The 21,636-nt window shown below is 72.8% G+C and carries 23 protein-coding genes; 5 read left to right on the top strand and 18 right to left on the bottom strand.

Annotation, left to right across the window (positions count from 1 at the left end; genetic code table 11):
* Positions 1-56 precede the first annotated feature (56 nt).
* Positions 57-569, top strand: a complete 513-nt coding sequence (locus tag L6E12_RS19280) for a MarR family winged helix-turn-helix transcriptional regulator (RefSeq protein WP_236229314.1) — start codon at positions 57-59, stop codon at positions 567-569.
* Complete coding sequence (locus tag L6E12_RS19275) at positions 566-3,241, top strand: MFS transporter (protein WP_255683275.1); 2,676 nt, start codon at positions 566-568, stop codon at positions 3,239-3,241. Before L6E12_RS19280 ends, L6E12_RS19275 begins: the two co-directional genes overlap by 4 nt.
* 61 nt (positions 3,242-3,302) lie before the next feature.
* On the opposite strand, the gene L6E12_RS19270 is transcribed toward L6E12_RS19275, so the two are convergent.
* Both L6E12_RS19270 and L6E12_RS19265 read right to left on the bottom strand, forming a co-directional pair.
* Positions 3,303-4,442, bottom strand: a complete 1,140-nt coding sequence (locus L6E12_RS19270; RefSeq protein WP_236229313.1) for a hypothetical protein — start codon at positions 4,440-4,442, stop codon at positions 3,303-3,305.
* Positions 4,439-5,002 carry an ATP-binding cassette domain-containing protein gene (locus L6E12_RS19265; RefSeq protein ID WP_236229312.1) on the bottom strand — a complete coding sequence of 188 codons (564 nt, stop codon included), beginning with the start codon at positions 5,000-5,002 and terminating at the stop codon, positions 4,439-4,441. Before L6E12_RS19265 ends, L6E12_RS19270 begins: the two co-directional genes overlap by 4 nt.
* A gap of 179 nt (positions 5,003-5,181) precedes the next feature.
* On the opposite strand from L6E12_RS19265, the gene L6E12_RS19260 reads away from it, so the two are divergent.
* Positions 5,182-5,757 (top strand): DedA family protein, encoded by a 576-nt coding sequence (locus tag L6E12_RS19260; protein WP_236229348.1) that lies wholly within the window; start codon positions 5,182-5,184, stop codon positions 5,755-5,757.
* A gap of 7 nt (positions 5,758-5,764) precedes the next feature.
* On the opposite strand, the gene L6E12_RS19255 is transcribed toward L6E12_RS19260, so the two are convergent.
* The gene (locus L6E12_RS19255) at positions 5,765-6,148 is read right to left on the bottom strand and encodes a VOC family protein (RefSeq protein ID WP_236229311.1); all 384 of its coding nucleotides are present in this window, start codon (positions 6,146-6,148) and stop codon (positions 5,765-5,767) included.
* A gap of 79 nt (positions 6,149-6,227) precedes the next feature.
* Positions 6,228-6,842 (bottom strand): nucleoside/nucleotide kinase family protein, encoded by a 615-nt coding sequence (locus L6E12_RS19250; RefSeq protein WP_236229310.1) that lies wholly within the window; start codon positions 6,840-6,842, stop codon positions 6,228-6,230.
* A gap of 77 nt (positions 6,843-6,919) precedes the next feature.
* On the opposite strand from L6E12_RS19250, the gene L6E12_RS19245 reads away from it, so the two are divergent.
* Positions 6,920-7,954, top strand: a complete 1,035-nt coding sequence (locus L6E12_RS19245; protein WP_236229347.1) for a LacI family DNA-binding transcriptional regulator — start codon at positions 6,920-6,922, stop codon at positions 7,952-7,954.
* 113 nt (positions 7,955-8,067) lie between these two features.
* On the opposite strand, the gene L6E12_RS19240 is transcribed toward L6E12_RS19245, so the two are convergent.
* The 12 genes from L6E12_RS19240 to L6E12_RS19185 all read right to left on the bottom strand — a co-directional run bounded on the left by L6E12_RS19240 (position 8,068) and on the right by L6E12_RS19185 (position 18,521).
* Entirely contained in the window at positions 8,068-8,541 is a 474-nt protein-coding gene (locus L6E12_RS19240) for an SRPBCC family protein (RefSeq protein ID WP_110080817.1), read from the bottom strand.
* An 82-nt stretch (positions 8,542-8,623) separates the two neighbouring features.
* Positions 8,624-8,797 (bottom strand): hypothetical protein, encoded by a 174-nt coding sequence (locus L6E12_RS19235; RefSeq protein WP_200873381.1) that lies wholly within the window; start codon positions 8,795-8,797, stop codon positions 8,624-8,626.
* 91 nt (positions 8,798-8,888) lie between these two features.
* A complete protein-coding gene (locus L6E12_RS35470; RefSeq protein WP_308075025.1) occupies positions 8,889-9,116 on the bottom strand; it encodes an SDR family oxidoreductase in 228 nt (75 codons plus the stop codon).
* A 380-nt stretch (positions 9,117-9,496) separates the two neighbouring features.
* Positions 9,497-10,609: a glycoside hydrolase family 76 protein gene (locus L6E12_RS19225; protein ID WP_236229309.1), complete on the bottom strand. Its 1,113-nt coding sequence runs from the start codon at positions 10,607-10,609 to the stop codon at positions 9,497-9,499.
* A gap of 85 nt (positions 10,610-10,694) precedes the next feature.
* On the bottom strand, positions 10,695-11,342 hold the full coding sequence (locus L6E12_RS19220) for an RNA methyltransferase (RefSeq protein ID WP_236229308.1): 648 nt from the start codon (positions 11,340-11,342) through the stop codon (positions 10,695-10,697).
* The gene (locus L6E12_RS19215; RefSeq protein WP_236229307.1) at positions 11,339-11,716 is read right to left on the bottom strand and encodes a DUF2784 domain-containing protein; all 378 of its coding nucleotides are present in this window, start codon (positions 11,714-11,716) and stop codon (positions 11,339-11,341) included. The genes L6E12_RS19220 and L6E12_RS19215 overlap by 4 nt, the downstream gene beginning before the upstream one ends.
* A gap of 85 nt (positions 11,717-11,801) precedes the next feature.
* A complete protein-coding gene (gene pyrE / locus L6E12_RS19210) occupies positions 11,802-12,389 on the bottom strand; it encodes an orotate phosphoribosyltransferase (protein WP_236229306.1) in 588 nt (195 codons plus the stop codon).
* A gap of 14 nt (positions 12,390-12,403) precedes the next feature.
* On the bottom strand, positions 12,404-13,381 hold the full coding sequence (locus L6E12_RS19205; protein WP_236229305.1) for a phospholipid scramblase-related protein: 978 nt from the start codon (positions 13,379-13,381) through the stop codon (positions 12,404-12,406).
* Positions 13,382-13,459: 78 nt separating this feature from the next.
* Entirely contained in the window at positions 13,460-14,239 is a 780-nt protein-coding gene (locus L6E12_RS19200; protein WP_236229304.1) for an SDR family oxidoreductase, read from the bottom strand.
* A gap of 40 nt (positions 14,240-14,279) precedes the next feature.
* Entirely contained in the window at positions 14,280-15,056 is a 777-nt protein-coding gene (locus L6E12_RS19195) for a hypothetical protein (protein ID WP_236229303.1), read from the bottom strand.
* A 153-nt stretch (positions 15,057-15,209) separates the two neighbouring features.
* Positions 15,210-17,795: an ATP-dependent chaperone ClpB gene (gene clpB, locus L6E12_RS19190; protein WP_236229302.1), complete on the bottom strand. Its 2,586-nt coding sequence runs from the start codon at positions 17,793-17,795 to the stop codon at positions 15,210-15,212.
* A 273-nt stretch (positions 17,796-18,068) separates the two neighbouring features.
* Positions 18,069-18,521, bottom strand: coding sequence for a MarR family winged helix-turn-helix transcriptional regulator (locus tag L6E12_RS19185; protein WP_236229301.1), 453 nt, complete (start codon positions 18,519-18,521; stop codon positions 18,069-18,071).
* 179 nt (positions 18,522-18,700) lie between these two features.
* Between L6E12_RS19185 and L6E12_RS19180 the strand changes: the two genes are divergently transcribed.
* Positions 18,701-19,882, top strand: coding sequence for an FAD-binding oxidoreductase (locus L6E12_RS19180; protein WP_236229300.1), 1,182 nt, complete (start codon positions 18,701-18,703; stop codon positions 19,880-19,882).
* 142 nt (positions 19,883-20,024) lie between these two features.
* On the opposite strand, the gene L6E12_RS19175 is transcribed toward L6E12_RS19180, so the two are convergent.
* Together L6E12_RS19175 and dnaJ are read right to left on the bottom strand one after the other, a co-directional pair.
* A complete protein-coding gene (locus L6E12_RS19175; RefSeq protein WP_236229299.1) occupies positions 20,025-20,450 on the bottom strand; it encodes a heat shock protein transcriptional repressor HspR in 426 nt (141 codons plus the stop codon).
* On the bottom strand, positions 20,450-21,619 hold the full coding sequence (gene dnaJ, locus L6E12_RS19170) for a molecular chaperone DnaJ (RefSeq protein WP_236229298.1): 1,170 nt from the start codon (positions 21,617-21,619) through the stop codon (positions 20,450-20,452). Before dnaJ ends, L6E12_RS19175 begins: the two co-directional genes overlap by 1 nt.
* Between the last annotated feature and the right edge of the window lie 17 nt (positions 21,620-21,636).

The following is a 21,636-nucleotide window of genomic DNA, read 5'->3' as shown; positions in this document are numbered from 1 at the left end:
ATGCTTGGTTAACGCAACCAGTTGTTGGGTACAACCAAGACAAACGGGACATCGCCATGGCGGACGCACAACGCGCGGCTGAACCGAGCGCCGCAGAGTCGGGCACGCCCGACTCTGCGGACCTGCGCACGGCCGACCAGCTCGGCCTGCAACTGGTCCGGTTCCTGCGGCTGAGCAACCACGTCAAGCAGCACTTCACCGCCAAGGCCAAGCACGCGGTCGAGCGGTCGAACTACGCCCTGCTCGCCACGCTGGTCCACACCGGACCGCTGCGCGCGAGCGCGCTCGCCGAGGCGATCCACTCCGACCCGTCCACGGTGAGCAGGCAGGTCGGCGCGCTGGTCGGCCAGGGGCTCCTCGAGCGGCAGACCGACCCGGACGACGGCCGCGCGTGCGTGCTGGTGCCCACCGCGGAGGGGGTCCGGACCTTCCGGGCCAGCCACGACCACCGCACCCGGCAGATCGCGCGGATGCTCGCCGACTGGTCCGACGACGACCGGCGCACCCTCGTGCACCTGCTCACCAGGCTCAACACCGAGATCGAGAAGTTCCAGGGGGAAGACCGATGACCACCGTCGAAGCGAAGGCGGGCGGGGAGAAGCTGACCGGCGGGACCGCCGCGGCCAAGCACGCCGCGCCGGAGGAGGCGCCCGCGCTGACCCACCGGCAGATCCTGGTGATCCTGTCCGGGCTGATGCTCGGCATGTTCCTCGCCGCACTCGACCAGACCATCGTCGGCACCTCGATCAGGACCATCGCCGACGACCTCAACGGCCTGAGCATGCAGGCCTGGGCGACCACGGCGTACCTGATCACCTCGACGATCTCCACGCCGCTCTACGGCAAGCTGTCGGACATCTACGGCCGCAAGCCGTTCTTCATCACCGCGATCTCGATCTTCGTGGTCGGTTCGCTCGCCTGCACGCTGTCCACGTCGATGTACGAGCTGGCCGCGTTCCGGGCGTTGCAGGGCCTCGGCGCGGGCGGCCTGATGTCGCTGGCGCTGACGATCATCGCCGACATCGTGCCGCCCCGGGAGCGGGCCAAGTACCAGGGCTACTTCCTGGCCGTCTTCGGCACCTCCAGCGTGCTCGGCCCGGTCATCGGCGGCTTCTTCGCGGGCACCGACTCGATCCTGGGCGTCACCGGCTGGCGCTGGGTGTTCCTGGTGAACGTGCCGATCGGCGCGCTGGCGCTGGTCGTGGTGACCAAGGTGCTCAACGTGCCGCACCAGCGGCGCGACCACCGGATCGACTACTTCGGCGCGGCGTTCCTGTCGATGACCGTGGTGCCGCTGCTGATCGTGGCCGAGCAGGGCCGCGAGTGGGGCTGGGACTCGCCCCGGTCGATCACCTGCTACGCCGTCGGGCTGGTCGGGCTGGTCGCGTTCCTGTTCGTGGAGAACCGGATGGGCGACGAGGCGCTGATCCCGCTGCGGCTGTTCCGCACCTCGACCTTCGCCATGACGATCATCGCGGGCACCGTCATCGGCGTCGGCATGTTCGGCGGCATCTCGATGATCCCGCAGTACCTGCAGATCGTGCGCGGCCTGACGCCCACCGAGGCCGGGCTGTTCATGACCCCGATGATGCTCGGCATCATGATCGCCTCGGTGGTGTCCGGGCAGGTCACCTCGCGCACCGGCCGGTACAAGGTGTTCCCGGTGGTGGGCAGCGCGCTGCTGGTGGTGGGCCTGGTGCTGTTCCACGGCGTCGAGGTGGACACCCCGATCTGGCAGCCGCTGGTCTTCATGACGGTGTTCGGCCTGGGGCTGGGCAACTGCATGCAGACGCTGACGATCGCCGCGCAGAACGCGGTGCCGGTGCGGGACATGGGGGTGGCGACCGCCTCGGCCACGTTCTTCCGGCAGCTCGGTGGCACGCTCGGCGTCGCGGTGTTCCTGTCGCTGCTGTTCAGCACGGTGGCCGACAACATCGCCTCGGCGTTCACCCGGGCCGCGCAGGACCCGGCGTTCCAGGCCGCGGCGGCCGACCCGGCGGTCCGGGACAACCCGGTCAACCAGCCGGTGTTCGCCGCGCTCAACGGCGGCGGGGGCGGCGGGGTGCTCCAGGACTCGTCGTTCCTGCAAACGATCGACCCGCGGTTGGCGCTGCCGTTCCAGCAGGGCTTCACCGAGTCCATCCAGCTCGTGTTCCTCGTCGGCGCGGGCGTGATGGTGCTGGCGTTCCTGGTGTCGCTGTTCATCAAGGAGATCCCGCTGCGGCTGACCAACTCGGTCTCCGCCGCGGCCCTGGAGGGCGGCGAGGCGATGCTGCCCACCGAGGAGGACCGCGACGACCGCGCGGACGGCAAGGCGAACGGCGCCGTCGCCGCCACCACGGGCAACGGCAGTGGTGGCGGCAGTGGCAACGGGCACCACGGGAACGGGGTGGGCGGCTTCCCGGCCGAGGACCCCGACCGCGAGGGCTTCCTGCCGTTCCAGCCCTCGGCGCTGCGGGCGAGCGCGGTCGGCGACGCCCCGGTGCTCAGCGGGCAGGTGCGCCGCCCGGACGGCTCCGCGCTCGCGGGCGCCGCCCTGACCCTGATCGACGCGCGCGGCCAGCAGGTCGCCCGGGTCGGCACCGGGCACGACGGCGGCTACCTGCTCGACGCGCCGCTGCCCGGCGCGTACACGCTCATCGCCTCCGCCCCCGACCACCAGCCGCAGGCGACCACGGTGAAGGTGCGGGCCGGTCGGGCCACGGTCGACGTGACCCTGGTCGGCGCGGCGGTGCTGCACGGGTACGTGGTGGCCGCCGACGGGCACACCCCGGTCACCACGGCCAGGGTCACGCTCACCGACGGGCGCGGCGAGGTCGTGGAGACCCAGCCGAGCGCCTCCGACGGCAGCTACCGGTTCGCCGGGGTGCGGGCGGGCTCGTTCACCCTGGTGGTCAGCGCGGACACGTTCCGCCCGGCCGCGCTGCCGCTGACCCTCCCGGCCACCGGCGAGGTCCGGCACGACGTGGAGCTGGTCGGCGGCGCGGAGCTGACCGGGGTGGCCCGCACGACCACCGGGTCCCCGGTCCCGGACGCGCGGATCACCGTGCTCGACGCCGCGGGCGGCGTGGTCACCGTGACCAGCACCGACGCCGAGGGCCGGTACGTGGTGGACGACCTGGCCGAGGGCGACTACACCGTGATCGCCAGCGGCTATTCGCCCACCGCCGACCAGGTCTCGCTGCGCGGCGGCGAGGTCGGCACGCACGACGTGACCCTCGGCTACGACGAGTGGAAGTAACCACCTGGACCGACGGCGCCCGCCCCCACCGGGGGCGGGCGCCGTCGTCGTCTCCGGGCTGTCAGAACACGGCGAGGACCAGGACCCCGAGCAGCAGCAGGTCCGGTCCGCGGAACACCTGCGCGATGATGCCCACCGGAATGGTGCCGCCGAAGAGGGCCACGGCGCCCTGCGCCGCGTAGTCGATGTCCGGCCGGGTCACCGTGCGCACGACCGACCACGCCGCCAGCGGCACCAGCAGCGGCTCGAACGGCAGCCCGGCCAGGACCACCGCGCCAACGCAGACCGCCGCGGGCACCGCGCTCACGACCGCCGTGCACGCCTTGAGCGACACCGTGGACGCGGGCACCCACCGCCGCAGCCCCGGCCGCCGGTGCACCTCAGCCAGCGCCCCCGCGAACGGCAGCGCGGCCAGGTACGCCGCGACCCCCACCCACAGCACCGCGGCGGTGGCCGCGAACGCCCCGGCCAGCACCGGGGCCGCCACGACGACCAGCACGGCGAACGGCACCGACTCCCACCGGCCGAGCGCCCCGGCCAGCACGAACCGGGCCGCCCCCGCCTGCCGCAGCCGCACCGGCCGAGCGGGTGGCAGCAGCGCCACCAGGTCCCCGAACACCGTCGACACCGAGCGCAGCAGCCGGGCCCGCCACCCGCGCACCAGCTCGAACCGCCCGGCGACCGCGGGCCGCTGGAGCAGCGCCCCCAGGGTCAGCGCCGCCAGAGCGCCCACCAGCGGCCACCGCAGGCCGTCGACGAACACCGCCGCGACCAGCAGCAGCGGCGCCGCGAGGTCGGCCGACCAGGCCCGGGGCAGTCGGGCCACGGCCAACGCGTGCGCCGCGGCGACGGTGAAGACCGCACCGAACCAGACCGGGTCCGCCCAGCCGACCGTGGTCGCCAGCGCCGCCACGGCGTAGGCCACCGCCCCGAACCGCAGCGCCCACGACACCAGCAGCCGCCGCCGGACCGGGGTCTCCCGGTCGCCGTCGCGCCAGGTCAGCACCGCCGGGTCGGCCCAGACGTGGTCGCGGCGCAGCAGCGAGGCCGTGGCCACCGCCAGCAGGACCAGCAGCAGCGGCACCAGCACCCCGGCCGTGGCGGGCCCGGTCCACAGCCGCAGCACGCCCGGGCGCAGCAGCGGCGTGACGACGACCCCGGCGACCACGACCCCGGGGACCACCCACTCGCCGTGCCTCACCCGAGGTCGACGACGTGGTCGGCCACCAGTTCGGCCAGCAGCGGGTCGTGCGAGGCGATGACCACGGCCGACCCGCGCCCCTTGGCGCCCTCGACCAGCCCGGCCAGCCAGCGCCGCCGCCCGGCGTCGAGGGCGCGCTCGGGTTCGTCGAGCAGCAGGACCCGGTGCTCGCGGTGGATCGCGCCGAGCAGCAGCAGCCTGCGCCGCTGCCCGCTGGACAGCGTGTACGCGGGGTCGTCCGGCAGGTCCGGGTCGACGCCCACGCCCACCAGGTCGAGGTGCTGGCGCGGGGTCAGCGCGTCGAACAGGGCGGAGTCGTCGAACAGGACCGACACGCCCCGGCGGAAGTCCGCGTGCCGCTCGTCCGGCGCCCCGCCGTTGACGGTCACGGTGCCCTCGGTCAGCTCCTGCGCCCCGTACAGGCAGCGCAGCAGCGTCGACTTGCCGGACCCGTTGTCCCCGGTCAGCACCACGCAGGTGCCCGCGGGCACGTCCAGGTCGAGCCCGCGGAACAGCCACCGCTCACCGAACCGGACCCCCAGTCCCCGTCCCTCGATCACAGGCGGTGAACGAGGGTGAGCACAAGGAAGTTCCTGGTGACCCGGGGGCCACGGCTCGATGAAACTGTGCGAGGACGAGTGGCCGGGCGCGCGGGCGGACGTAGCCTGGGGCCGTGGACTTCATCTTCGACTGGCTCGAATCCGCAGGCCCGGCGCTCGTGTGGGCCATCGTGCTGGGGATGGTGTTCACCGAGTGCGCGTTCATCGTCGGGTTGTTCCTGCCCGGCGACTCGCTGCTGTTCGCCGCGGGGGTGGTCCTGGCCCAGCACCACCACGAGCACCAGGCGTGGTGGCTGTCGCTGGCGGCCACGCTGACCGCCGTCGCGGGCAACCAGACCGGGTACTTCATCGGTGTCAAGACCGGGCACGCCATCATCGCCAGGCGCGGCGGCAAGGTGCTCAACCCGGAGCGGCTGGAACGCGCCCGCGACTTCCTGGACCAGCGCGGGTTCTTCGCCATCGTGGTCGCCAGGTGGCTGCCGTGGGTCCGCACGCTGGCCCCGCTGGTGGCCGGCGCGGCGCGGATGGACCCGAGGCGGTTCGCGCTGGCCACGTTCGTGGGCGCGGTCGCCTGGGTGCCGATCCTGGTGCTCGGCGGGTACTACGCGGCCGGGTTGCTGGACCGGCTCCCGTGGCTGAAGACGGTGGCGGTGGTGGCCAGCGTGGCGTTCTTCGTCGGCGGCACCGCGTGGGGCATCCGGCGGTACCGCCAGGAGCTGCGCAAGCCCGCCGAAGAGGTGTCCCTGGCCGAGTGACCCCGCCTCAGCCCGCGGCGAGGACGAGCTGGATGCCGTCCGGGTCGCGCAGCGACAGGGTGGGGGAGTCGTCCGGGGCGGTGAAGGAGACGCCGAGGTCGGTGAGCCGCCGCGCCCAGGTGGTGAGGGCGGCGGGGTCGGCCAGCGGCAGCGTCAGGTGGTCCAGGCCCGGCCTGCACTCGTCGAACGCCGCGCGCTCGGCGCCGGGGTGCTGGACCAGGGTGAGGGTCATGCCGAAGCCGTCCAGGAACACCTTCCGCAGGCCCTGGTCGCCCTCGTCGTCCTCGCGTCCCTCGGTGGTGAAGCCGAGGACGCGTTCGTACCAGGGAACGCTGCGATCCACGTCGGTCACCGTGAGGGCGACATGGTGCGCGCCGGTGAGAGCGGGCATCGCCGACCGTCCTTCCTTGACCCGTTCGGGGCAGGTCATTGGTCATGATGCCCGAGCGGGGCGACGGTGGGCACGAGCGTTATTGGATCTTTCGCAGGACGAGATCCGCCGCGGCGGCGGTGTCGGCGACCAGCCGGGCGTTCGTTTCGTCCGATCCGTCCGTTCGCTCCCGCGCCTGGTCCTCGGTCCGCCCGAAGGCGCGATGGCGCTGGTAGAGGCGTTGGCGGCGGACCCCGGGGTCCGGGTCGAGGTACCAGACCTCGTCGAGCAGCGGCCGGACCGCGGGCCAGAGCAGCAGGTAGTTCCCCTCGGTGACCACGAGGGGAACCTCACACGGCACCGGGACGGCGCAGGCGATCGGCTCCTCGACCTCGCGGCGGAACTCGGGCGCGTAGACGACCGCGTCGGTGCTGGTGCGCAGCCTGCGGAGCAGGTCGGCGTAGCCGTCCGCGTCGAAGGTGTCCGGGGCGCCCTTGCGCTCGGCGCGGCCGAGCCGGTCGAGTTCGGCCTGGGCGAGGTGGAAGCCGTCCATGCCGACCAGCACGGCCCGCCCGCCCAGGGCGGCCACCAGGCGGGCGGCCAGGGTCGACTTGCCCGCCCCCGGCGCCCCGCAGATCCCCAGGACCCGCCGGGGCCCGGTGGTGAGGGCGGCGGCCCGGTCGACCAGCTCGGAGAAGGTCCACTCCCGCCGCACGGGAACTCCATTCGGGTGAGTAGGGTTGACGCAAGCGTTTGCCGTCTGCTGAGGGAGGTGACCCAGCCGTGGCCACCATGGAAGACGTCGCCAAGCTGGCCGGTGTGTCCATCAGCACGGTCTCACACGTGGTCAACGAGACCAGGCCGGTGGCCAAGTCGACGCTCGAACGGGTGCGGGCGGCCATCGAGGAGACCGGGTACACCGGCAACGCGATCGCCCGGTCACTGGTCACCGGCGGCACCAAGTCGATCGGCGTGGCCATGTCGCTGCTGGCCAACCCGCACCTGGCGCAGCTCGTGCACGCCATCGAGGCGGAGGCCACCGCCGCCGGCTACCAGGTGCTGCTCGGCGACACCCTGGACTCCGAGGACGGCGAGCGGGCCGCGGTGCGCAAGCTCCAGGCCCGCCGCGTCGACGGGATGCTGCTGACCCCCGCCCCCGGCGACACCGCGACGCTGGAGATGCTGGCGCGCACGGGGGTGCCCGCGGTGCTGGTGGACCGGGTGTCGCACAAGATCAAGCTGGACCAGGTCGGCGCGGAGAACATCCAGTCCACCTCGGCGCTGGTGTCGCACCTGGCCGAGGCCGGGCACCGCCGGATCGGGTTCATCAGCGGCGTGGAGTGGATGGGCGCCAGCGAGGAGCGCACCCTCGGCTACCGGCTGGGCCTGGGCCGGGCGGGCCTGCGCTGGGACTCGAACCTGGTCGCGGGCGGCGGCGCGTCCCCGCAGGACGGGGTGCTGGCGCTGCGCAGGCTGCTCACCGTCCCGGAACGGCCGACGGCGGTCATCACCGGCAACGGGGCGATGACCGCGGGCGCCTACCGCGAGGCGCGGGCGCACCGCCTGGAGGTCGGCCGCGACCTGGCGATCGTCGGGCACGACGAGGTGGACTGGGCGGAGCTGGTGCCCCCGGGGATCACCACCATGGCGCACCCGGTGGACGAGATCGGCCGCACCGCGGTCCGCCTGCTGCTGGCCCGCCTCGACGACGGCGAGCGGCCCCCGGAGACGGTCCTGCTGCCGCCGGTGCTCAACCACCGCGGCTCCTGCGGCTGCCCGACCCCGGCACCCACCGCGATTCCCGAGGCGGGTTTCGCCGAACTGTGACCGGGCACTGAAAACAGCGAAACGCAGGGCCGAAGCCCTGCGTTTTCACTGTGGTCCGTTCGGAAACCACCCGCGCTGATCGGAATCACCCACCGATCAGGCCGGGGTGCCGATCAGGTGGGGAGCTGGCCCGGGCGCTCGACCTCGCCGCGCCAGGCACCGGTCTCCTTGCCGCCGCGCTCCTCGATGAAGCCCTTGAAGCGCTTCATGTCGGCCTTGACCCGGCTGTCGATGAGGCCGAGCTTGTCGGCCACGTTCTCGGCGAAGCCCTCCGGGTCGATGTCCATCTGCGCGGTGACCCGCGTGGTGCGCTCGTCGAGCCGGTGGAAGGTGATGACCCCCGCGTGGTCGGGCCCGGAGTCGGACTTCCACGCCACCCGCTCGTCCGGGATCTGCTCGGTGATGGTGGCGTCGAACTCCCGCGTCACCCCACCGATCTTGGTCACCCAGTGGGTGTGGCGGTCGTCGAGCTGGTCGATGCGCTCGACGCCCTCCATGAAGTGCGGGAAGGACTCGAACTGGGTCCACTGGTTGTACGCCGTGGTCACCGGAACGGTTACATCGACGGATTCGGTGATCGTGCTCAACGCGAACATCTCCTCGGTCTGCCGGTTCAAACGGTCTACTGGGACTTACCCGGTCATCCGGGACCTAACCATCCACGGCCACTCACGCCGCGCGCTCGGCCGCGCCCTCGTCCGGGGCGAGCCCGAGCATGGAGAGGAGTTCGGCGCACTCGCGCGCGTCGGTGGCCACCGACGCGACCGTCCGCGCCGCGCGCCTGCGCACCTCCGCCGACAGGTCCGTCTCGATCTCGCCCTGCAGCACCAGCCCGTCCGCCATGGCGTTTCTCCTCTCCGCTGGTCGTCCTCGACTCCGTTGTCCCGCGATGTACCCCGCCACCGCACCGGTCACACACCACCGATCGGGTCATTCAGAACCCACCGGACACCGGGACGACGGCCCCGGTCACGAAGGACGCCCCGGGTCCGAGCAACCACGACACCGCGTCGGCCACCTCCTCGGGCTGACCGGCACGACCGAGCGGCACCCTGCCCGCGAGCCGCTCCGGCCGGTCGGCCATGCCCGCCGCCGCGTGCAGTTCGGAGTGGACGATCCCGGGCGCGACGCAGTTGACCCGCACCCCTCGGGTCCGAGCCACCGTAGCGAGTGGACATCCGGAGCATGGCTTCCCTGAAACAGGGAATCTCGACCGCCACCGGCGCAGCCGCCGACCACCCCATCGACCGCCTGCCTGGCGGCGGGCCACGCCGAACCCCAGCGGCGCAGCGAAAGCCGACCACCCTGCCAACCGCCGGCCCGGCTAAGCAGAGGCCCGGGTGGGTGGATGTGCTTGGGTGGGGGTGCCGATCATGTGCGAGCCTGCCTGGGCTGTGGGGCATCTCTTCAGCCCCACTCGGTCACACTGGGCGCATGATCGGCGTAGGGGCCCCGCCCAAGCGGATCCACCCACCCGGGCACCAGCGACAAATCCCGGACTTGAAAGCACAGCCACCCGAAACCCCGGCTCGCGGACGGACCCTAGGCGGGCCTTTCCAGGCGGGCGGCGGCTTCCAGCACCATCCAGCCGGAGAGCTGGACCGACAGCGCACGCTCCGGCCGGTGCGGGTCGGGCTGGTCAGCGGGCCGCGCCCAGTCGGCCGGGAACACCGGGCCGCCGGGAGCAACGGTCCGATTGCGCCACGCGGCGTCGGCGGAGGCGAGCACGAGACCGCGGGCCACGTCCGCCGCGTCCGTGGGCAGGTGGGGGACGGCGAGGGCGAGGTAGCGGGTGAGGATGCCCGCGAACAGGCCGCCGTCGCCCCCCGCGGTGGCGGCGGCGACCCCGGCGGGGGCGAGGTGCCCCGCTGTGGCGTACACGACGTCGACGGCCCGTTCGAGCCAGCCGCCGCCCGGGTCGTTGGCGCCGAGTTCGACGCAGGCGCCCAGGTAGACGCCCTGGCAGTAGGTGTAGAAGATGCGGGTGACGTCGGTGATCGAGCCGTCGGGGGCCACGTGCAGGCCGTCGAAGAGCAGGCCGGTGCGGGGGTCGCGCAGGGCGCGGGTCATCCAGTTGGTCATCGAGCGGGCGCGCTGCCGGTCGGCGCGGTCGCCCACCCCGGGGACGTGCTGGGCGCGGGCGAGCAGGATCGCGGCCGGGCCGTTGGCCGGGACGTTCTTGAACGTGTCGCCGCGGCGCCACCAGATGCCGCCGCCTCCGTGGTCGGTCCAGCCCGCGCGCAGTTGCTCGGTGATCCGGGCGACGGCGGCCCCGGTGTCGAGGCCGAGGTGGTCGGAGGCGCGCAGCAGCGCCAGGCCGAGCCAGGCCACGTCGTCGTAGTAGGAGTTGGTCCAGCTCCCCAGGTTGCGCACCCGGATGCCGCGGACCAACTGCCGCACGACCCGGGCCCGGTCCGGCACCGGGTCCCTTAGCTGCGCGTCGACCAGGCAGTCCAGCAGGTGCGCCTGCCACCAGTAGTTCCACTCGGCGAACAGCCGCTGCCCCGGTCCGGGCGGCCAGGCGGCGCGGCCGAGGGCGGTGCCGGGCAGGCCCCAGACCCGGCGCAGGTGCCGCTCTCGGACGGCGCGCTCGGCGACCCCGGCGCGCGCGGCCCACAGGGTGGGCGCCACCGCGCCCCGGGCGTACCGGCTCATCCCCCGATGGTCGCCGCTGCGGCGGCGGGTCCGCCCGGCCGACCGGCCGGATTCACCCTGTCGGGGTCGACCGGCGGTCGTGGGGTCACCAGGCGGCGTCGAGGTCGGCGTGCTCGCGGACCCAGGAGTGCATGACGATGCCCGCCGCGACACCGGCGTTGATGGACCGGGTGGAGCCGAACTGGGCGATGGAGACCAGCACGTCGGCGCCCTTGCGGGCGTCCTCGCTGAGGCCGGGTCCCTCCTGGCCGAAGACCAGCACGCAGCGCCGGGGCAGCGGGGTGCGCTCGATCGGCGTGGACCCGGGGGTGTTGTCCACCCCGACCACGGCCAGGCCCTCGGCGTCGGCGAAGGCCAGCAGCGATTCCACCGTGGGGTGGTGTTCGACGTGCTGGTAGCGGTCGGTCACCATGGCGCCGCGCCGGTTCCACCGCCTGCGGCCGACGATGTGCACGGCCTTCGCGGTGAACGCGTTGGCGGTGCGCACGACGGTGCCGATGTTGTGGTCGTGCTGGAAGTTCTCGATGGCCACGTGGAAGTCGTGCCTGCGCCGGTCGAGGTCGGCGACCACGGCGTCGCGCCGCCAGTACCGGTAGGCGTCGACGACGTTGCGCCGGTCGCCCTCGGCCAGCAGCACCGGGTCGTAGCGGGGGTCGTCCGGGGGGTCACCCGGCCACGGCCCCACGCCGACCGGTTCGCCGAACACCCACTCGGTGGGGCCCTGCTCGCTCACTTCGCGGCGGGGACCAGCGGGCTCCGCCCGCTCCGCCAGCGCGTGAACGCGCCCGCGTAGGACACCACCAGCACCGCCACCGCCACGAAAGCCACGTACTGACCATAGCCGTCGGGGATGATCGGCCCGAAGACGTAGTACTCGTTGAACCCGCCGGGCAGGTCGCCCAGGCCCTGCCGGTGGCGGAGGTGGTTCTCCAGGGTCGTCAGCGGGCAGGGCAGCGGGGTCACGTTGACGATGACGCCCCAGGCCGCGAAGAACACGTGCACGAAGATCGCCTTGGGCCAGCGCCAGGCCAGGAAGCCGCCGAACCCGATGAAGACCAGGGCAGCGAAGTGCACGACCACGGTGACGTCGACGAGCAGCCCGACCATGCGGCACCTCCCCGGCCGCCGGGTGTCCGGCGGAGGTCTCCACCGTATCCCGGGGCCGGGGTCTTCTCACCGTGATTCGTACTGGTCAGTCACCTTTGACCAAACCGAGATCCGCCAGGTCCAGCAGGTACCGGTACGGCAGCCCGCGCGCCTCGACCGCCTCCTTGGCCCCGGTGCCCCGGTCGACGACCGTGACCACGCCGACGACCGTCGCCCCCGCCTCGGTCAGCGCGTCCACCGCGGTCAGCACGCTGTTGCCGGTGGTCGAGGTGTCCTCGACGGCGAGGACCCGCTGGCCCGCGACCTCGATGCCCTCGATCCGCCTGCGCATGCCGTGGGACTTGGCGTCCTTGCGCACCACGAACGCGTCGAGCACCTCACCGGCGGCTGCGGCGGCGTGCATCATCGCCACCGCCACCGGGTCGGCGCCGAGGGTCAGGCCGCCCGCGGCGACGTAGTCCCAGTCGGCGGTGAGGCCGCGCAGCAGCTTCCCGATGAGGGGGGCGGCGGCGTGGTGCAGGGTCGCCCGGCGCAGGTCGACGTAGTAGTCGGCCTCCTCGCCGGAGGACAGGGTCACCCGGCCGTGCACCACGGCCAGCTCACCCACGAGTCTCGCCAGCTCGGACCGGGCCGGGGCGTCAACAGGAGTTCGCACGGGTCCACACCCTCTCATGCCGCCCGGCCGGATCAGCCGAAGCCTCGGCTGTCCTGCTTGAGGGCGGTGTCGACGGTGAGCGCGGACGCCACGACCAGGCTGAGCAGCGGGTCGGGGAGCTGCCGGTGGATCTGCAGCACGTAGTTGTCCGCCGTGGTGAACATGGTCTTGGCGAAGCCCTCCCAGGTCTTGGTGATCCTGGCGACCTCCTGGCCGGTGTTGTCGGTGATGGAGAAGTTCCAGGCACGCCAGTTCTCGGCCTGGATGCCGCCGATCTTCTGCCCGTCGACGAGGAACCCGAACCGGATCTTGCCGATCGCGTTCTCCTGGGCGATCTCGCCCACCGGTGCGCCGTCCGGCCTGGTCACGATCATCTTCGACTTGATGAACTTCGCCGGGCGGGTCAGCAGGAGCTGGTTGTTCCCGTGCACGTCGCGGACCTCGAAGCGGTGGGTCAGGAACTGGTCGTAGCTGGAGAGGAACCGCACGGCCTTGCGGAACGCGCTCTGCCCCACCTGCGCCACCGAGCCGACCTGCGTCCCGTGCTGGTCGAACACGGAGTACTCGTTGGACATCTCGATCAGCTTGACCTTCTGGTTCACCACCAGCACCGGCTCGGTGAACAGCGTCCCGCCACCCTGCCCGGTCTGCCCGACCCCGGCCCGGCGCTGCTGGTCGCGGATCTTGTTCGGGTCGTGCGCGCCGTCGAGCGACAGCTCCCACGCGGAGGCGTCGCTGCGCGGCTGCTGCTGCCCGGGGGCGTACTGCTGACCCGGCTGCCCCGGCTGCCCCGCGTACTGCCTGCCGGGGTGCTGCTGGCCCGCGTACTGCTGGCCCGGTTGCTGCTGGTGCGGCTGCCCGCCGAACTGCTGACCCGGGTGCTGCTGCGGTTGGCCGGGGGCCTGCTGCGGGGCGGGCTGGGTGTGGCTGGTCCACTGGGCGCCGTCCCAGTAGCGGAGGGTCGGGCTGCCGGGGCGATCCGGGTACCACCCGGGCTGCGGGTTCGTCATGCGCGGCAGCCTAACCCCGCCGCGCCCGCTCGGACCTGGGAATCCACGCCTTCGCCGTGGGTGAGCGGGCCGCTACCGCTACCCCCGGTTGCGGCCCGCGGCGGCGCGCTTCTCGATCAGCCGGAGCAGGCCCGCGGGCAGGAGCTTGCCGATGGCGACGATGGCCTTGTACTGCCTGCCCGGGACCGACCGGCTGCGGCCGACGGCCAGGTCGGCGAGGCAGTCGGCGACCACCCGGTCGGCGTCGAGCCACAGGAAGTCCGGCAGGTCGGTCATGTCGTCGCCCGCGCGGTCGTGGAACTCGGTGTGGGTGAAGCCGGGGACCAGGGCGACGACGCGGACGCCGGTGCCCGCCAGGTTCGTGGCCAGGCCCTCCGACAGCGCCGTGACGTAGGCCTTGGTGGCCCCGTAGGAGGGGCCGGTGCCGGGGAAGAAGCCCGCGACGCTGGAGACGTTGATGATGCCGCCGTGGGCGCGGGCCAGCATCCCGGGCAGCGCGGCCCGGGTGAGGCGCATCACGGTGGTGACGTTGAGGTCGAGCTGGTTCTGCAACCAGTCCGGGTCTGCCTCGGCGAAGGCACCCCGGGTGCCGAACCCGGCGTTGTTGACCAGCAGGTCGACCGGCTTGTCCTGGTCGGCGAGCCGGGCCTCCACGCGCTTGCGGGCGCGGGTGGTGGTCAGGTCGGCGGTCATGGCCTGCACCCGCACGCCGTGGGCCTCGGCCAGCTCCTGCGCGACGGCCTTCAGCCGGTCGGCGGTGCGGGCGACGATGACCAGGTCGTAGCCGTCTGCGGCGAGCCTGCGGGCGAAGGCGGCACCGATGCCAGCGGTGGCACCGGTGATGAGCGCGGTGGGCATGGGGCCACGCTACTCACTGGTAACCGGGACCGGAAGAAGATCAGGCGTCCTTGGCGTCCGCGACGGGCTCCGGCGCGGCCTTCACCTGCTCACCCCTGACCTGCTCGCCCCGGCCCTGCTCGGCCTCGACCCGCTCGGCCCCGGCCTGCTCCGGCCGCGCCTCGCTCGCGGGCTCGGCCTCGGCGTCGAACGGGTCGACCACGTCGGCGATCTCGCCGATGCCGCGCAGCAGCCGCTCCAGCCGCGACGGGCTGGAGTTCGGCGGGGCGGCGGCGAGCACCCACCCGTCCTCGATCCAGGCCACGGCGATGTCGCGGCCGATCTCCTCGGTGGCGTCGACCAGGTCCGGGGTGATCAGCGCGCGGGCGCCGGAGATGTCGGAGACGAACGCGTAGCGCTGCCCGACCGGGCCCAGCAGCTCCGGCATGTGCTCGCGCTGGAACGGCGTGCTCGGCACCCACAGCTCGACCACCACCGGGTGCACCTTGCGGGTCTGCACGGCGGCGATCACCGTGTTGACCCGCCCACCGGCCTCCAGGTCGAAGACGAACACCTTGCGCCTGCCGTCCGCGGTGAACGTCGACCCGGCCACCACGTCGCGGGCCACGCCGTCGCCGTAGTAGGCGACCGCGCCACCGGACCACTTCTTCGGCAGCAGCGGGTCGGTCTCGGCGAACTGCCAGCCGCGCAGACCCGCCCACCTCCGGCGTTCCCGGTTTCTGGACGTCAGCAGCGCCCGGTCGCGCAGCAGGAAGCCGCCGCCTGCGATGAACGCGACGACCGCGATGACGAACCACACCCAAGCGGGGATACCCACAGGGGCAGAGTAGTCGCCACAGCGCCGGGTTCAAGATCACGGCCCCGCGCCGCGCCCCCCGATCTCACGAACTTCCCCTGCGACGGGCGCAGACGCGCCCGGGACACGCCCGGGACCGGGCGGAGTCCACCGCCCGGTCCCCGGTCGCCGCCACTACGCCCGGGACACCACCAGCCCGGACGAGTCGTCGTTGAGGTCCACCACGACCGTGTCGCCGTCGCGGACCTCGCCCGCGAGCAGTTGCTTGGCGAGCTGGTCGCCGATCGCCGAGGACACCAGCCGCCGCAGCGGGCGGGCGCCGTAGACGGGGTCGAACCCGTTCAGCGCGAGCCAGTCGCGGGCCGCCGGGGTCACCGACAGCGTCAGCCTGCGCTGGGCCAGCCTGCGGCCGAGCTTGGCCACCTGGATGTCGACGATCGAGGTCAGCTCCTCAGTCGTCAGCGCGTGGAACACCACCACGTCGTCGAGGCGGTTGAGGAACTCCGGCTTGAAGTGCCGCTGCACCACGGCCATCACCGCGTCGTGGCGGCCGCGGTCGTCCAGCGCCGGGTCGGTGATCGCCTGCGAGCCGAGGTTGGAGGTGAGCACCAGGATGGTGTTGCGGAAGTCCACCGTGCGGCCCTGCCCGTCGGTGAGCCTGCCGTCGTCGAGCACCTGGAGCAGCACGTCGAAGACGTCCGGGTGGGCCTTCTCCACCTCGTCGAGCAGCACCACGCTGTACGGGCGGCGGCGCACCGACTCGGTGAGCTGCCCGCCCTGGTCGTAGCCGACGTACCCGGGGGGCGCCCCGACGAGCCGGGCCACCGAGTGCTTCTCGGAGTACTCGCTCATGTCGATGCGGACCATCGCCCGCTCGTCGTCGAACAGGAACTCCGCCAGCGCCTTGGCCAGCTCGGTCTTGCCGACCCCGGTCGGGCCGAGGAACAGGAACGAGCCGGTGGGGCGGTCCGGGTCGGCCACCCCGGCGCGGGTGCGGCGGACGGCGTCGGAGACCACCCGCACGGCCTCGGCCTGCCCGACCACCCGGCCCGCCAGCGCCTCCTCCATCCGCAGCAGCTTCTGCGTCTCGCCCTCCAGCATCCGACCCGCCGGGATGCCGGTCCACGCCGCCACCACCTCGGCGACGTCGTCGGAGCCGACCTCCTCCTTGAGCATCACGCCCTCGGTGACCGAGGTGCTCGCGGTCGCGGCGTCGAGGTCCTTCTCCAGCGCCGGGATGCGGCCGTAGCGCAGCTCCGCGGCGCGGCCCAGGTCGCCGTCGCGCTCGGCCCGCTCGGACTCCCCGCGCAGCGACTCCAACTGCTCCTTGAGCTCGCGGACCTTGTCGATCGAGCCCTTCTCGTTCTGCCAGCGGGCGGTCAGCCCGGCCAGCGACTCGCGCTTCTCGGCCAGCTCGGCGCGCAGCGCGGCCAGCCGGTCCCTGGAGGCGGCGTCGGCCTCCTTGGCCAGCGCCATCTCCTCGATCTCCAGGCGGCGCACGGCGCGCTCCACCTCGTCGATCTCCACCGGCCGCGAGTCGATCTCCATCCGCAGCCGGGACGCGGCCTCGTCGACCAGGTCGATGGCCTTGTCCGGCAGGAACCGGGCGGTGATGTAGCGGTCGGACAGGGTGGCGGCGGCGACCAGGGCGCTGTCGGTGATGCGCACGCCGTGGTGCACCTCGTAGCGCTCCTTGAGCCCGCGCAGGATGCCGATGGTGTCCTCCACCGTGGGCTCGCCGACCAGCACCTGCTGGAAGCGGCGCTCCAGGGCGGCGTCCTTCTCGATGTGCCCGCGGTACTCGTCGAGCGTGGTCGCGCCGACCATCCGCAGCTCGCCGCGGGCCAGCATCGGCTTGATCATGTTGCCCGCGTCCATGGCGCCCTCGCCGGTGGCGCCCGCGCCGACGATGGTGTGCAGCTCGTCGATGAAGGTCACGACCTGGCCCGCGGAGTCGGTGATCTCCTTGAGCACGGCCTTGAGCCGCTCCTCGAACTCGCCGCGGAACTTCGCCCCGGCCACCATCGACCCCAGGTCGAGGGAGACGACGCGCTTGCCGCGCAGCGACTCGGGCACGTCCCCGGCGACGATCCGCTGGGCCAGGCCCTCGACGATGGCGGTCTTGCCGACGCCGGGCTCACCGATGAGCACCGGGTTGTTCTTGGTGCGCCGCGAGAGCACCTGCACCACCCGGCGGATCTCGGCGTCGCGGCCGATCACCGGGTCCAGCTCGCCCTTGCGGGCCCGCTCGGTGAGGTCGACGCCGTACTTCTCCAGCGCCTGGTAGGTGCCCTCGGGGTCCGGGCTGGTGACCCTGGCGGAGCCGCGGACCTTGGTGAACGCCTCGGTCAGCGCCTCCGCGGTGGCGCCGTGGCGGCGCAGCAGGTCGGCGACGTCCCCGCCCTCGGCGGCCAGGCCGACCAGCACGTGCTCGGTGGAGACGTACTCGTCGCCGCGGTCGGTCGCCAGCTTCTGCGCGTGCGTGATCGCGCGCAGCGCCTCCTGGGAGAGCTGCGGCTGCGACACGGTGGCGCCGGTGGCCGCGGGCAGCGCCCGGGCGATCGGCTCCAGTTCCTTGCCGACCACGTCCGGGTCCACGCCGACGGCGGTCAGCAGCGGTGCGGTCAGCCCGTCGGCCTGCGCGAGCAGGGCGCCGAGCAGGTGCACCGGCCGGATGTCGGGGTTGCCCGCGGTCGCGGCGGCCTGGGCGGCCGTCGAGATCGCCTGCTGGGTCTTGGTCGTCGGGTTGAACGCGTCCATCTCCACCTCGGTCTCACGTCGCGTTGTCGACCGGTACAACGTCAGAAAAGTTGAGCGTGTTCCGCTCAACTCCGAAAAAGTTGGGGAAGCGCTCTCCCGACACTCACACAGCGTGGCGCGACTGCGCTCCGAAACCACTCGTCCGAGTGGTCACCCACATGTCGTAAGGAGTTTGTCCACAGCGGTAATCCACTTGTCCACAATCCCCAGGTGGTTGTCCACAGGGCTGTGCGCAACTGTCCACAACCCGGCCGTGTGGGTGGTGACCAGCCGCTAGAGGTCGAGGTTGAGCTTGCCGAGCAGCCGGGAGAACTCGCGGATGTCCCCGGTCGACCACTGGCCCAACTGGGCGCGCAACTGCGCCCGCCGGTGCGAGCGGATCTCGTCGAGCCGGGACGCGCCGGTCACCGTGAGCTGCACCAGCCGGGCCCGCCCGTCGGACGGGTCGGCCACCCGCTCCACCAGGTCCAGCTCCTCCAGCCGGGCGATCTGCCTGCTGACGGTCGACTTGTCCAGCCCGGTGCGCTCCACCACGTCGGCCGCGCGGACCGGGCCGATGTCGCTCAGGTGCAGCAGCAGCGCGTACGAGGCGCCGTCGAGGCCGGGGTGCACCCGGGCGGCCAGGGACAGCGACACGCTGCGGGCGCGGCCGAACAGCTTCGACAGCTCCCGCTCAAGATCCTGGGCGGCGTCCTCGCGCCCGCCCGCAGGTCCCTCGGTCACCATGTCCCTTTCGTCGCGCTTGGGGGAAACCTAACCGCAGCGGCGGGCCGTCCCACCCGCCGGGCGGACCGGGCCGCCCCCGAGAGGCCCAACCAGTGGTTCACCGGCCTCCGGGGGGTGACACCTCCAGTAGCCTGGTGCCGCCCCAGGGACCGCCCGAGAGGTGGAGTGCGCCCCCGACCATGCCAGCCGACGGCGATCTGAGCCCCATCCCGACCTCCCGCCCGCGGGCGGAGTCCCCGACCGCGGTCAGCACCATGGTGCGCCTGGTCCGGGAGAGCTTCGCGCTGGTCGAGGCGCACCTGGACGAGGTCACCCGGTCCTTCCACGCCAACCTGTTCACCATCTCGCCCGGCGCCAGGGAGATGTTCCCGATCAACATGGAGGTGCACCGCTCCCCACTGCTGCTCGTCCTCGTGCGCACCATGCAGATGGTCGACCGCCCCGACGACCTGGTCCCGTACCTGCGCGACCTCGGTCGCGACCACCGCAAGTTCGGCGCGGGCAGCGACCACTACGAGGCTGTCGGCACGGCCCTCATCCACGCCGTCCGCGAGTACTCCGGCCCCGCCTGGACCGACGACGTGGAACGGGCCTGGGCCGAGGCGTACACCATCGTGGCCCGCGCCATGCTCGAAGCGGCGGCGGAGGACGCCGACGAACCCGGCTACCGCACCGCGGAGGTCGTCGAGCACGAGCGGATCGGCTGGGACCTGGCGGTGATCCGGGTCCTGCCGTCCTCACCGATGCCCTACCGCCCGGGCCAGTACGTCAGCGTGGAGGTCCCGCAGCGCCCCCGGCTCTGGCGCAACCTCTCCCCGGCCAACGCCCCCGACGACGAGGGCGTGCTGGAGTTCCACGTCCGCGCCGTCGACGGCGGCTGGGTCAGCCGCTCCCTGGTCGCCCACGCCCAACTCGGCGACGAGTGGAAGATCGGCGCCCCGATGGGCCACCTCGCGGTGGACCGCACGTCTGACCGCGACGTGCTCATGATCGCGGGCGGCACCGGCATCGCCCCACTGCGCGCGATCATCGAGGAACTGGCCCAGTGGGGCCAGAACCCGCACGTCCACCTGTTCACCGGCGGCCGCGTCCGCGAGGACCTCTACGACCTCGCCCACCTGCAGAACATCGCGGTCACCAACCCCTGGCTGACGGTCATCCCGGTCCTGGAGAACGAACCGGACGTCGAAGCCGCCGAACACGGCACCCTCGCCGACGTCGTCACCCACTACGGCACCTGGGACGACTGCGACATCCTGGTCTCCGGCAGCCCCGCGATGATCCGGGCCACGGTCTCCCGCCTCCTGATCAACGGCGCCCCCCAGGACCACATCACCTACGACCCCTTCGACTGGGACTGACCCCCGCCGCCACCGAGTTGTCAGCGTAGTCAACCACCTCCGCATGACCGATCGGGATACGCGGAGGGGGAGCGGGCCGGGTGGGGACAGCGGAACGGGCAGGTCCGGTGTGGACCTGCCCGTTCCGGGGTGCGTCGAGCGGTCAGCGGCGCGACTGGGGGCGCCAGACGACCAGGGCGGTTTCCTGGCGGACCGGGACGAGGTCGTGGCGGTAGGACTTGTGGATGGCGGCCGCGGCCTGCTCGGCGACCGCGTGCACGTGGGCCAGTTCCTCCGTCAGCTCGGCCACCCTGGTGCGCAGGGCGTCGACCTCGTTCTCCAGTTCGATGATGCGCTTGATGCCCGCGAGGTTGACCCCCGCCTCCTGGGAGAGGCGTTGGACCTCGCGGAGGAGGGCGATGTCGCGGACCGAGTACCGGCGGCCGCCCCCGGAGGTGCGGCCGGGGGAGACCAGGCCCATGCGGTCGTAGCTGCGCAGGGTTTGCGCGTGCAGGCCAGAGAGCTGGGCGGCGACCGAGATGACGAAGACGGGGGTGTCCTCGTCGGCTCCCGGTGGGAACGGGTTCACTACTGCCTCGCCTTCTCCACCATGGCGGTCAGCTCGGGACGGGGGTCGTGCTGCTTGGTGGCCTCCGCGTACGACTGCAGGGCCGCGGTGGCCGCGTCGTCCAGCTTGGCCGGGACGGAGACCTGGAGGGTGACCAGGAGGTCGCCGGTGTTGCCGTCGCGCTTGGCGACGCCCTTGCCGCGGACCCGTAACACCCGGCCCGAGGGGGTGCCCGGGGCGACGCGGGCGGTGACGACGCCCTCCAGGGTGGGCACCGTGAGGGTGGTGCCCAGGGCCAGTTCGGCGAAGGTCACCGGGACCTTGAGGGTGAGGTTGTTGCCGTCGCGGCCGAAGACCGGGTGCGGGGTGACGTGGACGCGGACGTACAGGTCGCCCGCCGCCGCCCCGTTGGAGCCGGGTTCGCCCTGGCCGGACAGGCGGATGCGCTGGTCGTCCTCGACGCCCGCGGGGATGCGGACGGTGAGGGTGCGGGTCTTGGTGCTGACGCCGTCGCCTGCGCACTCCGGGCAGGGGTCGTCGACGATGCGGCCGGTGCCCCGGCAGTCGCGGCAGGGCTCGCTGAAGGCGAAGGCGCCCTGGCTGCGGCTGAGCAGGCCCACGCCGCCGCAGGTGGCGCAGGTTCGCGGGGTGGTGCCCGGGCGGGCACCGGAACCGGCGCAGGTCTCGCAGGTCGTCGGGCTGGACAGGCGCAGCGGCACCGTCGCGCCCTTGACCGCCTCCAGGAAGTCGATGCGGACCTCGGTCTCCACGTCCGCGCCGCGGCGGGCGCGGGGTGTGGCGGCGGCACCGCGACCGCGGCCGAACAGGTTGCCCAGCATGTCGCCGAACCCGCCGCCCGCACCGGCGCCGCCCGCGGCCTGGCCGAAGATGTCGCTGAACGACCCCGGGCCACCGGGCGCACCGCCGCCGAAGCCGCCGCGGAAACCGCCCGCGCCGAACATGGAGCGGGCCTCGTCGTACTGCTTGCGCTTCTCCGCGTCGCCGAGCACGCCGTAGGCCTCGGACACGGCCTTGAACCGCGCCTCGGCCTTGTCGTTGCCCGGGTTGGCGTCGGGGTGCAGTTCGCGGGCGAGCTTGCGGTACGCCTTCTTGATCTCGGCGTCCCCGGCGTCGGAGGAGACGCCCAGCTCGCGATAGAAGTCCTTGTCGATCCAGTCCCTGGCACTCACCGGACGTCCCCTCCTTC

This window comes from Actinokineospora sp. PR83 (assembly GCF_021056305.1).
GTDB classification, from domain to species: domain Bacteria; phylum Actinomycetota; class Actinomycetes; order Mycobacteriales; family Pseudonocardiaceae; genus Actinokineospora; species Actinokineospora spheciospongiae.
Note: the sequence above shows the minus strand (reverse complement) of the source record. Positions and strands in the feature narration are given on the sequence as shown.